The organism is Vibrio sp. SCSIO 43133, from assembly GCF_023716845.1.
Classification (GTDB): Bacteria; Pseudomonadota; Gammaproteobacteria; order Enterobacterales; family Vibrionaceae; genus Vibrio; species Vibrio mediterranei.
Map to the genome: position 1 here is coordinate 1,014,432 of NZ_CP068024.1, position 11,824 is coordinate 1,026,255.

The 11,824-nt window shown below is 44.9% G+C and carries 9 protein-coding genes and 1 pseudogene; 1 reads left to right on the forward strand and 9 read right to left on the reverse strand.

Going from position 1 to position 11,824, the window contains the following annotated elements; translation table 11 throughout:
- Positions 1 to 51: 51 nt before the first annotated feature.
- The 9 genes and pseudogenes from JKJ11_RS05005 to mnmC all read right to left on the reverse strand — a co-directional run bounded on the left by JKJ11_RS05005 (position 52) and on the right by mnmC (position 10,244).
- A complete protein-coding gene (locus JKJ11_RS05005) occupies positions 52 to 1,017 on the reverse strand; it encodes an enolase C-terminal domain-like protein (protein ID WP_252038813.1) in 966 nt (321 codons plus the stop codon).
- A gap of 7 nt (positions 1,018 to 1,024) precedes the next feature.
- Positions 1,025 to 2,029 (reverse strand): N-acetyltransferase DgcN, encoded by a 1,005-nt coding sequence (dgcN, locus tag JKJ11_RS05010; protein WP_252038814.1) that lies wholly within the window; start codon positions 2,027 to 2,029, stop codon positions 1,025 to 1,027.
- Between the two features lie 171 nt (positions 2,030 to 2,200).
- Positions 2,201 to 3,103: a LysR family transcriptional regulator gene (locus tag JKJ11_RS05015; RefSeq protein ID WP_124940815.1), complete on the reverse strand. Its 903-nt coding sequence runs from the start codon at positions 3,101 to 3,103 to the stop codon at positions 2,201 to 2,203.
- Between the two features lie 132 nt (positions 3,104 to 3,235).
- Positions 3,236 to 3,492, reverse strand: a pseudogene (locus JKJ11_RS05020) (hypothetical protein); the annotation flags it as partial.
- 87 nt (positions 3,493 to 3,579) lie between these two features.
- Positions 3,580 to 3,957, reverse strand: a complete 378-nt coding sequence (locus tag JKJ11_RS05025; RefSeq protein WP_252038815.1) for a diacylglycerol kinase — start codon at positions 3,955 to 3,957, stop codon at positions 3,580 to 3,582.
- A gap of 4 nt (positions 3,958 to 3,961) precedes the next feature.
- Positions 3,962 to 5,035: a DUF4056 domain-containing protein gene (locus tag JKJ11_RS05030; protein WP_006071337.1), complete on the reverse strand. Its 1,074-nt coding sequence runs from the start codon at positions 5,033 to 5,035 to the stop codon at positions 3,962 to 3,964.
- Positions 5,036 to 5,159: 124 nt separating this feature from the next.
- Entirely contained in the window at positions 5,160 to 6,986 is a 1,827-nt protein-coding gene (locus JKJ11_RS05035) for a GGDEF domain-containing protein (protein ID WP_252038816.1), read from the reverse strand.
- Positions 6,987 to 6,993: 7 nt separating this feature from the next.
- Positions 6,994 to 8,055 (reverse strand): ABC transporter substrate-binding protein, encoded by a 1,062-nt coding sequence (locus JKJ11_RS05040; protein ID WP_124940819.1) that lies wholly within the window; start codon positions 8,053 to 8,055, stop codon positions 6,994 to 6,996.
- A 179-nt stretch (positions 8,056 to 8,234) separates the two neighbouring features.
- On the reverse strand, positions 8,235 to 10,244 hold the full coding sequence (gene mnmC, locus JKJ11_RS05045) for a bifunctional tRNA (5-methylaminomethyl-2-thiouridine)(34)-methyltransferase MnmC2/FAD-dependent 5-carboxymethylaminomethyl-2-thiouridine(34) oxidoreductase MnmC1 (RefSeq protein WP_239913934.1): 2,010 nt from the start codon (positions 10,242 to 10,244) through the stop codon (positions 8,235 to 8,237).
- Between the two features lie 175 nt (positions 10,245 to 10,419).
- Between mnmC and fabB the strand changes: the two genes are divergently transcribed.
- On the forward strand, positions 10,420 to 11,631 hold the full coding sequence (gene fabB / locus JKJ11_RS05050; protein ID WP_006071332.1) for a beta-ketoacyl-ACP synthase I: 1,212 nt from the start codon (positions 10,420 to 10,422) through the stop codon (positions 11,629 to 11,631).
- The last annotated feature ends 193 nt before the right edge of the window (positions 11,632 to 11,824 follow it).

Here is an 11,824-nt window from a genome sequence, read left to right on the forward strand (position 1 = left end):
GCGCGTGATACCTAAGAAAGGGTCACGCGCTTTTTGATTATTCGTTAGCTCCTAGAGCAGTAATCGTCCGTTTTTATAGCTAAGTCCATTCTCAACATCGCTGCCAAGCAACACTGGACCATCGAGATCCACCACTTCTGCTTTAGTTGCTATAGGCAATGCTGCTTTCATTGCCATTGACGTTCCCAGCATACAACCGCTCATGACCATAAGTCCCAGTTCACGAGCTCTGCCTTCTAGTGCTAAGGCTTCTGTTAATCCGCCAGTTTTATCAAGTTTAATGTTGATCATCTCATAACAATCGACGAGTTCATCTAGCTCGGCTCTGGTATGGCAACTCTCATCAGCGCACAGTGGGATAGGGTGGGGAATACCCTTGAGTAAGTCATCTTGGCCACTAGGAACGGGCTGCTCAATCATGGTGATGTCTAGCGGTGCTAATTGGTCGAACAAGGACTCAAGATCAAGTGACGCCCACGCTTCATTAGCGTCAATGACGATCTTCACTTCAGACGATAATGCTCGAATAGCGGCTATTTTCTCAACGATATCCCCGTTATCGAGTTTGACCTTCAGCAGCGTTGCACCTTCATCAATATACTGCTTTGCTTGGCTTGTCATGGTGTTGAGGTCAGCAACAGACACCGTCATCGCAGTTTCGATACTGGGTGCAATCGCAAAATAGGGTGATGGGAACTGGCTATCAGAGAGCTGACTTTCAAGCGACCATAACGCGCAATCAATAGCATTTCGAGCAGCGCCAGCCGGATAGTTTTGCAAGGCGAGTCGCGCTTCAAAGGGGTCTTGGGTCACTAGGTCGGCACTAAACTCATTGATTTGTGCCATGACTGATTCCACCGACTCACCATATCTCGGATAAGGCATACACTCCCCTTGTCCAAGTTGTCCTTGGTATTCGATGGACACACGAACTACTTCACAGTGAGTACGTGTGCCTCTGGATATCGTGAAGGGCTTCGCGAGTTTAATTGAGTGATGGTGCGCTTCAATCTTCATAAGATTCTCACAACGTTTTTAGCTTGTTAGCGATTGAGTCTACCCCAAAACGAACAGGGTCCGTTACGGGAAGGTCAAACTGTTCACTCCATTGTTGACAGAGTTCTTTGGCGTCAGACTCATCCAATATGGAAGTATTTAAACAGATACCTGCAAATTGGACTTTGGGGTTAGTCACACGTGCTGCCAAAAGGTTAGCGTTAATTGTTTGCTCAATTGTGGGCAATTGCGCGTGGGGGAGGTGGCGAATATGCTGACGTCCAACTTCGTGACAAAGAACAAGCGCATCTGGCTGAGCTCCGTGCAATAGTCCCAAGCTTACGCCAGCAAAGGATGGGTTGAAAAGAGAGCCTTGTCCTTCAATGATATCCCAATCATGATCGTTAAACTCAGGACTTAAAGCTTCTACGGCACCAGAAATGAAGTCTGCTACGACCGCATCCACTGAAATGCCTTGACCGTCGATTAATATGCCGGTTTGCCCCGTTGCTTTGAATCTAGCGTCAACATTGAGCTGCTTGAGGGCTTGTTCGATGGCGAGGGCACTGAACATTTTCCCTACTGAGCAATCTGTTCCAACAGTGAGTAGTCGTTTCCCCGAGCGCTTTCTACCGTTACCTACTGCAAGGCGTTCGTCATAGTGTCTAACATCAAACAACTGGATTAAGCCTTGATCTGCCATTTGGGCTAACTCTGGTATGTCTGTCAGTCTTTGATGCATTCCCGATGCAATATCTAACCCTAGCTTTGCTGCAGCAATGAGTGTCTCTACCCAGTTTCTAGGAATAAAGCCGCCCGCATTGGCGGTGCCTATGACCAGCGTTTTTACGCCTTGTTTTTTAGCCTGCTCAAGTGTTAATTCAGTAAGCCCTAAAGAGACGGTATCCTCGGTTAGCCTGAGTTGCCCTAAACAGGCATCTGGGCGCCATTTGACAATACCGCGCGCGGTTTTTGCTGAGAGAGGATCAGTGACGTCACCGAGGAAAAGCAAGTAAGGCTGAGAAATGTTCATAGTGTCCCTTTATTCACAAGTAGCGAGATTCACAAGTAGCCCGCTTTACAGCTAGGTAAATTCCTAGCAGCGAGGCTAATGCTATCTAAGATAGGGAGGGAACACTCTAATAGCGAATGCTCGTTTGTTGGTCGCCTATAACATTAGGTTATAGGTGGCTATATGTTGTAACTAAGCGCTTGCGTGATTCTTCAACATCGAAAGAAAAGATCTCGTCGCAATCGAAAAAGGATGTAAGTCGCTGGTAAGTAGTGAGACGGAACAGTCAATAACGTCGGATAGCTGGAGGCTATGTAAGTTCTCACTTGCCGCATATTGGCTAGCAGTCCAAGGGTCAACAATCGCAATACCAGCTCCAAGAGCGGCCAGTTCTGCACCTGAACTGTAATTCCTAACTGTAAGGGACGGAACAAAATCAGGCTGTATTTGCTCAAGGGCGAGCGTGAGTTTCTGCCCTAAAGGATCGCGCCTGTCTAAGGCGATGATGTTTAATTCATCGTCCAACAGAGCTTCTAACGTCACTACAGGGGGGGTATTCTCGCCTTCGCTCAATCGAGTGAAACCAGAGGTTGGTACTAGAACTTGCATTGATTTCTTGGCCAGAAGTTGGTGAGAAATACCGGCAGGAGTGTCTTCACCAAACGCGACAGCAATATCGAGCGCATTGTCGAGTAATGCGTCGCACAGTTCACTGCGATTACCGGTGACCAGTTCTATTGAGCATTGATGTGCTTGATGAAACTGTGCAATCACCGGTGTCAGGAATTTTGTAGCTAATACTGGTGGCGCACCTATTCGAATATGTTGATGCCCTTTTTTAACCTTGTTGGTGAGGGTTTTAAATTGGCCGAGTTGTAGATAGATTTTCTCTACTTCTGGTAACAGGGTTCTGGCTTCTTGAGTGGGAACCAGACGACCTTTGACGCGCTCGAACAGAGAAAAGCCAAGCTGTAGCTCCGTATGAGCGAGTACACGGGTCACATTAGGTTGCGATACATGGAGGTTTTTCGCCGCGCCAGAGACGGTTCCCGTTTGCATAATCGCATAAAACACTTCTAGTTGACGTAAGTTCACAAAGACTCCATTCCCATACTGGCTCGCTGTAACTGTAATGGATCTTGCGCCTGAAGAGAATGACCGATTTTGACGCGATAAGGACTCTATCAGAAAACTGATGAAACCCTTATTTATTAAGCCTAAGTTGGCTTATTGCCTGTCTTGGTCAAAATCTCCGTGGAAATGGTCGTGATCAGACACACTGTCGGCGGCTTTTAGCTTTTCACCAATACGCAGATTTCGTTTTTCTGCACAGGTGAAGAGTCCACCAAAGGCGACTCCCAATCGACGAACCCTGCATAGTCAGAGCGTTTCGAAAGTGCTTGAGGAACGGTAGATAACTCTTTATTTGCAAAGAGTTCCTTGAAGATCAATTCAATATCATAGGTGTCAAAAGGCGGCTCAAAATATGAGCGCTAGATAAAACAAAGGCTCGAACCTAGGTTAGGTTCAAGCCTTGAGTTGAAATTAGAAGTTAGACGGCTGTGGCGGAATTAGCCGATGAAATGCGACCAAAATATGGATGCCCAGATCATAAGTGCTAAACCAATTGCCAGAAACACAGCGGCAGAGCCGAGGTCTTTTGCGCGGCCTGAAAGCTCATGACGTTCTAAACCGATTCGATCAACTACGGCTTCAACCGCTGAGTTCATCAGTTCGACTATCATGACAAATACAACACTACCGACCAGAGCCACTTTCTGAAAAAGAGAAACATCGATGAGCAAAGCAATAATAACAGCGGCAATCAGTGCGACCACTTCTTGACGAAAGGCTGCCTCGTTCTTCCATGCTGCTATTAGCCCCGACCAAGAATATCGGGCGGCATAGATAATACGTTTAATTCCGGTGTTTTTTTGTATTTCACTCATAGTGTTAATTCAACTTCATTATTAGGGCATCGTTGCGATTGTTCGCATCTTGATCATCGACCGATTTAGAAATATTGGCGATCATTTGGAACTCTTCATGAGTCCAGATCTCTTTCTCATTTAATGCGGACGGCAGTATATCAAACGAAGCGATCTTGTCAGCAGCAACGAGCTGTAATTGACCAAACTGTTCAAGCTCGTTCAATGATGACAAGGAAAGTGGTGTACCTTTAGTGACTCCATTTGGGACCAAATCTAGGCTGTAGTGGTAATCGCGAGTCTTAACTACCCATTTATTTGGTAAGCGTTTGCTACTATCCCACCAGATACCATCCAGCTTTTTAAGCTGTGCGATGGTGGTGTCTTCGTCTTGGGCATCTAACATCTTTAGGTGTTTTCTGAAGTATTGTGGAAATAACACGACAAAGGCATCTTGAGTGATGTCAGGGTTGATCTTAATGATCTCCATCGCGATTAGCGCACCTAGCATATTTGAGTACAAATCTTCTGGAGAGAAGGCGGAAGGATACTCTTTAAACCCGCCGACAGACACTAACCCATACCATTGAGCAATTTCATGCCACTGTGCAAGACGAAACGCCAATAAACCTGCGAGCTTTGCCTGTTCGTTGTTAGCTGAGTCAAGCTGGTCTAAATTATTGAACACGATTCTTCGAGCACGAAGTTCTGGCGTCAGAGCCAATTCAAATTCGTCACTGTCGCGATTTTTGATGCTGTGATATAGGTATAAGGTGAAGTCTGCAGTATCTCTCACATGCGCGGTATCGATGAAGCCACCTTTATTTGAGAATATCAGACCGTTAACTTCGTCTGACGTGCCGATAAGACTCCCTATGACACTCGAAGAACCATCATTAAACACATGAGCATCAACGTCTTCGACATTAAGTACGTTTTTAATGGAGTAGAAAGGGACGGGAACGCTTCCTAGCTCTGCTTTTAGGCCTGTTCCAAAGGCGCAGCATGGTCTTATCCCTACTGGTACAGTGTTTACGTCCGCAAAACTAGGCTGAACAAACGTAAAAGCTAAACTAAGTAGTAATAATATTCTTCTCATAATCAACCAAAAATCAGTATGTGGAACAAAAAAAACGGCAAAGTGTGCAGTTTACACAGCCTTGCTTTGTCAAAAAAATGCAAGAATTTATGGTGACGATAATAAATCAATGAATTGATGAGGTTTACCATTTCGTGCCAGCAGCGATTTCTACGTGGTTTCTACCTCGCTTTTTGGCGGCGTAGAGGGCTTCATCCGCATTTTCAAGCATGTTTTGTGGAGTAATTGGATGGTCACCTAAGTGCTGAAACGCGACACCAATGGAAATGGTCACAATGTCATAAGGGTCATTACCGGAATGCGTGATGTTGAGTTTCTCTACTTCTTGTCGCATTTGCTGTGCCAGCACGACACTCTCTTCTTGTGAGGTATTGACGAGAAGTGCACAAAACTCTTCTCCCCCAATTCTTGCCACCATATGACCACAGGGAGACAACACCTGCTTGAGTGCTTGCGCCACATAACGAAGGGCAAAGTCTCCTTGGACATGACCATAGGTGTCGTTGTATTGCTTAAAGTGGTCGACATCTATCATCATAGTCGTAATGGTACTAACAAAGAGGCTTTCGGTGTTGTGGGCGAGCTCAGACATAAAGGGACGGCGGTTGGGTAGGCCAGTTAGTTCATCTGTTTCGGCAGCGATATGTAACCTGCGATTTGTTTCGATGAGCTCATCTTGTAAGGCAGTCATCTCGTTATGATTTTTCAAGCGAATATGCAGTTCACTAACGGTGGTTGATAATCGACTTAAAATGGTTTTCTGTGTTTCTGTCCATTGCTGGTGATGATGCAAGTTAGACGCACTCAATATGCCGAAGACAGACTGACCATCAATAAGAGGAAATAGAGCAATAGAGCTGACATTCTGGGCTCTGAGTAGTGCGTATTCAGTTTGTGCACTGTCTTTAATCGATTCGATGTCATCAATAATGATGGGGTCGAGAGACAGTAAACGCCTTTGCAGTAATGTCATGGCTTCGATATTAAAACCTTCACCTAAAGGATTTTTTGAACCATCAGCCCGCCATGAATAGCTAAACGTGGCCATCTGTTCTTGGATTGAGAGTATGCTAATACGATCAATTTCTAAAACTCGTCCTATCGGTTCAAACGCGCTATACATCACTTCGGTAACATTATCTTCGTTACATGTGAGAATGTTTAATGACATATCTGCCAAAATGCGATGTAACTTACTTTGCGTTTTGTATGCTTCCGTTTGCTGTTCAATAGAATGTTTAAGTTGACTCTGATGCTGCAATAGCTGGCGTTCAGTTTTTTTCTGTGCCGCAATCGCATTTCGAGAAGTGTTGTTTAGGTTTTGCAAGGCGTGAGCAACGTAAGTTAACTCATCTTTACGCTCAGTTAAGCTGTGGGGCAGTTTAACTTTGCTTGAAGTTCTTGGACTAATATCTTTCGAAAGACGATAGAGTTCTAAGAGTGGCGTCGTGATCAGCTTACGAACAATAAAGAGAATAACGACAAGAATAATAACAGCTTCGATAATATTAAGTAGCAACCCAAATGCAAGCTTAGATATCACCTCTTCTTGGATAATGCTGTCGTCAATCATGTAGGAGATGTTGCCTAGGTAGCGGCCGTTATATCGCAGTTCCAATATCGAGGGGCTGGTTTTGATGTTTGGTGATAAATTGGCGTCTAAATAGGTGCCATCGACACCAGTTAATCGAATATTACGAATGTAATCATCTTCACTAATGCTCAGCATAAGTTGCTGAAGTTGAGAGAGGTCTAGATCCCACAATGATTCTGCAATGGGATAGGTGAGCGAATGTACATGCGCTCGAGCATGTTTGTTCACTTTGTGTATTTCTTGTCGATAATCAATGTAGGCTTGAATAGCGATGTTGAAGAGTGTCAACGTACCAGTGACGATAATCAAAATAGTGATAATTTTGTTGCGGATGGACATAGCATTGAAGCGCTGCATCTATCGTTCACTCACTTTTGACAACAAAAGGGTCGATTGGGTTGGCAAAAATGTCGATATTTTCGAAGTCTATGTTGCTCCATGCTTTGTCCTCAAGCGTAGAGAAAAGCTCAGAGGGGTAACGAATGATTTGAAATAGATTGAATTTGGTTCTTTGTGGCCAACGCTGGTCTTTCTGGTGATGATGAATCTTAACCATTTGCAAGCCGACTGCTGTGAAGTGTCCACCGCCCAAAGAAGTAATGTGTCCATCTTTCAGTTCCGATAGTACCGACTGTGAGGTGTTGATCGTGCTAATAAAGATGTCGTTGCCGATACTGCGTCCCGCTTCGCTAATTGCTTTTTGAGCACCAAATGCCATGTGATCGTTGGCGGTCCAGATGTAACGGACTTTTGAATGGCGTTTAAGCAGGACTTTGGTTTGTTCATAAGCTAGATCCTCTCGCCAGTCTCCGTAAACTCGCTGCGCAACCGTAGTGTGTTCTTGCTGCATCACAAACGCCATAGCACCTGCTTCGCGATTGTTTGAGGCTGGAGTGTTTTTATCTCCTGACAGGATTAAGAAGGCGCCTTGTTTATCCTTTCCTTTTTGATACAGATCTTTGGCAGTGAGATATCCGATATTAAAGTTATTGGGAAATACGCCAGGCATAAGTCGCGTATTCCATATTGGATCGGTTCGCAGCGTTTGTTTGCTTGAAGGGGAGAGGTCGTTAAGTACGAAGGAAACAAAGCAATTTGATTCAGATAGCATGTTCAATAATGCAAGGCCGTTGCTTTTTTCGTTAACGAGAACGACATAGTCGGGCTTGGGTAAAACTTGCATCCGTTCTGCAAGCAACTGTTGTGTCAGAATGTGGTCTCTATTGCCGTGAAGTATCTCCAAGGTTAAGCCAAGCGAGGATGCCGCTGCTTGAGCGTAGCCGTCAACGTCTCCCCAGAAGCTCTCATCGGCGAAGCCTGGGTTAACGAATAGAACTCTTGTCGTCATGTTCTGGTTCGCACTCAACGCGAACGGACTATGAATGATAAGCAAGCAGCATATCAACCAAATGGATCTCCAAATCATACTAACACTCCCTGTGTTAGAGAAAATTATGGGATTTAGATCACATTAAGTCGAATGGATTGGTTTGAATTTGTTGCAGATTATTCGAGTTTCTCATTTCTTGAACGCTTTTTTGGTTTTGAGATAGCAGAAATGAAAGACATCAGCCACGAGGTAGGGCGTGGCTGATGTGGGTTTGCTTATAGGGATAAAGGTTTTGATTTTATGATTCGTTTTGCCCAAGCCCTTGCGGGATGCAGTTGTGATAAAACATCCACGGGTAGCGGAAGAGGATCACCGCAAATCTCAGAGGCTAATAGCTCAGCCAAAAGTGGCGCAGAACTCAGTCCTCTAGAGCCTAAACCGAGCATACAATATAAGCCGCCATAATTCGGAAGTTCACTTAACGTGTTGTCGTCCTCGGAATAAGAGGCATCCAGCTTATCAAAATCACACACTTGACCAACGAAGGGTAAGTGATCTCGACTTACGGTGCGAATCCCCTGTCGTGACTGGTTATCTGAGGTGTCTACCTCATTTACCCATTCGACGTCTCGAATACAGTGTCTGAGTTTTTCTGCATTTTCGAACTGAGCTTGTTGATCAAATTGGTTATCGATGTGTTTTCGATCGTAGCTTGCGCCGATGCAATGGGTGCCTGTTTGTGGATTGTTTGGCGTCATGTAACCGTCATAACATAGCACCGACTTTAGCGATTTGAGCTTATCTGTCGTCTGAATATGGCTGACTTGTCCTTTTACCGCCGTAAGATGCAGTTTCTCTGTTTGTTTTATAGCACTGAATTTATGGCCATTAGCAACGATAACTGTGTCGAAGTGAGTTTGATGGATAGTGCCGTCAACGAGGATGACTTGCCACTTTCCGTCCTGCGCTTGTTTTAGCTCAGCTACTTCTAAATTAAAGTAAGCACTACTTTTTCCATCGTTTACACTACTTTGGATTAGACCTTGAGTGAGCTGGAATGGACATAACCAACCTCCGAGAGGGTAGTGAATGCTCGCATGCGGCGAAGGGAGGCCGATGGTCTCTGAGGTTTGTTCTGCATCCAACTTATGGATAAGCGCTGTCGGAAAGCCTCCTGACAACATACGTTCGAGTTTAGTAGCAGATTTTTCGTCCCACATCAGTTGCGTGACACCGCACCAGTCGTGGTCGTAAGGGATTGTGGTTGCTGCTTGCTCCGCAAACTGGCGGGCATAAATAAATGCTGGAGCAAACACTCTCGATACGCCTTTGTGTTCGCCGTTAAGAAGTGGGTAAACCGCACCTTGTTTGTTTCCGGATGCACCTTGAGCAGGTTCACTGTCTTTGCAAAATAGTTGACTGTGAATTCCTCGATTTGCTAACACTTTTGTTAGGCAAGCACTGGCAATACCACCACCAATGATGGCTACTTGTTCTGGTGTATTTAGATTTGGTCGATAATACAGTGAGTGATAGTTTGTGAAGGGCATTTTCTGTGCGATTTGACCGACAATCATGTCACGCTTTGTGCCAAAACCTTTGGCTTTACGCATATCGAAACCAGCTTCGATTAAACCTCTTCGAACAAAACCTGCTGCCGTGAACGTTGCACAAGTACAATCTTGTTTACCGAGCTTAACCATGCCGTTAAACAGCTCTTGATTCCACATCTCTGGGTTCTTACTTGGCGCAAAACCATCTAAGAACCAACAATCTACTATACCTTCGTTTGGTGTGGGTACTAGCGGCATGCAGTCTTTTATATCGCCAAACCAGAGATCCAGCGTTATCGCGCCATCCGCTAAGACAATGCGATGACATTCCGGTACAGCCATAGGGTAATGTGCTTGCAACTGTTCGGCATAAGGCGCTAACTCCGGCCATGCTTGATGCGCTTTTTCTAGATCGGTTTTTGAGAGAGGGTATTTCTCAAAGCTAATAAAATGCAGTTCTTGAAGTGTCGAATCCGGGTTGCTCATTCGGAACTGTTCGAACCATTGCCATACTGCGAGGAAATTAAGGCCGGTACCAAATCCGGTTTCAGCAATGACAAAACGTCGTTGTTCGAAATCCTGCCAACGCTCCGGAAGGCGATTTTGTTTCAAAAAAACGTAACGTGTTTCTTCTAACCCATTGACATTAGAGAAGTAAACATCGTCAAATTGGTCTGAAACTGGAGTACCCGACTCATTCCAGTCGAGTTGAGCGTGAGTGATGGAAGTCATAATATTGACACTTAACTTGTGTTATACCCGTTACTAGAAAGTTATCACAACTACAGTTATTAGGGCATCGATAGCATTTATTGGTGCGGATTGTACGAATTTATGGGAAAGCTGACCACTTATATCCTGTATCTTCGTTATCATTTAGCAGTTTTTGAATTTATAGGAAAGTCACATGAAACGAGTCGTAATTACCGGTATGGGTATTGTTTCGAGCATCGGTAACAACGTAGAAGAAGTTTTAGCGTCTCTAAAAGCAGGCCGTTCTGGTATTAACGCCTCTGAGCAGTTCAAAGAGATGGGCCTTCGTTCTCAAGTGTGGGGCGACCTGAAAATCAACCCTGCTGAGCACATTGATCGTAAAAAAATGCGCTTTATGGGTGATGCTGCGGCATACGCTTATCTATCTATGGAACAAGCCATTGCTGATGCGGGTCTAACAGAAGACCAAGTGTCAAATGACCGTACGGGTATTGTTGCTGGTTCTGGTGGTGCTTCAGCACTAAACCAAACACTTGCGGTAGACACTATTCGCGAGAAAGGCGTGAAGCGTGTTGGTCCTTACATGGTACCTCGTACTATGTCTTCAACTGTTTCTGCATGTTTGGCTACTCCATTTAAAATCCGTGGTGTGAACTACACGATGAGTTCTGCATGTGCGACGTCGGCACACTGTATTGGCCATGCGATGGAACTGATTCAACTTGGTAAACAGGACATCGTATTTGCTGGTGGTGGTGAAGAGCTTGATTGGACTCAAACTATGATGTTTGATGCTATGGGCGCACTATCTACTAAATACAACGAAACACCAGAAAAAGCCTCTCGCACTTACGATGCAAACCGTGACGGTTTTGTTATCTCTGGTGGTGGCGGTATGGTTGTTGTCGAGGAACTTGAGCACGCTCTAGCTCGTGGCGCGACTATCTACGGTGAAATCGTAGGTTACGGTGCAACTTCTGATGGCTACGACATGGTAGCACCATCTGGCGAAGGTGCGGTTCGTTGTATGAAGATGGCGATGCAAGATGTAGAAGTGATTGATTATGTAAACACTCACGGAACATCAACTCCTGTTGGCGACGTAAAAGAACTGGGCGCTATTCAAGAAGTATTCGGCGGCAATAGCCCTGCAATCTCAGCGACAAAAGCAATGACAGGTCACGCATTGGGAGCAGCTGGTGTTCATGAAGCAATTTATTCTGCGCTAATGCTACATCACAGCTTTATTGCACCAAGCATCAACGTTGAAGAACTGGATGAAGCAGCCCAAGGCCTAGATATTGTTACTGAAACTCGTGAACAAGAACTGAATACAGTGATGTCAAACAGCTTTGGCTTTGGCGGTACTAACGCAACGTTAGTATTGAAAAAGTATCAAGGCTAAGACTGGATAATCAGTTATTATGATTTCCAGAGCTGACCAGTGAAAATTGGTCGCAGACGCAAGTTTTAACCCCTGGAGAGCGGGTTAAAATCCTTTTGTTCTGGATATTGCCCAGCCATTATTGGCTGGGCATTTTTCTATCTAGGGAATTTGAAAAGAGTTCTCTCGACACTGTGGTGAAGATCTTGCACAA

Coding starts and splice junctions, on each gene's coding strand:
- JKJ11_RS05005 (WP_252038813.1), bottom strand. CDS start 1,017: ATGAAGATTGAAGCGCACCATCACTCAATTAAACTCGCGAAGCCCTTC.
- dgcN (WP_252038814.1), bottom strand. CDS start 2,029: ATGAACATTTCTCAGCCTTACTTGCTTTTCCTCGGTGACGTCACTGAT.
- JKJ11_RS05025 (WP_252038815.1), bottom strand. CDS start 3,957: ATGAGTGAAATACAAAAAAACACCGGAATTAAACGTATTATCTATGCC.
- JKJ11_RS05030 (WP_006071337.1), bottom strand. CDS start 5,035: ATGAGAAGAATATTATTACTACTTAGTTTAGCTTTTACGTTTGTTCAG.
- JKJ11_RS05035 (WP_252038816.1), bottom strand. CDS start 6,986: ATGCAGCGCTTCAATGCTATGTCCATCCGCAACAAAATTATCACTATT.
- JKJ11_RS05040 (WP_124940819.1), bottom strand. CDS start 8,055: ATGATTTGGAGATCCATTTGGTTGATATGCTGCTTGCTTATCATTCAT.
- mnmC (WP_239913934.1), bottom strand. CDS start 10,244: ATGACTTCCATCACTCACGCTCAACTCGACTGGAATGAGTCGGGTACT.
- fabB (WP_006071332.1), top strand. CDS start 10,420: ATGAAACGAGTCGTAATTACCGGTATGGGTATTGTTTCGAGCATCGGT.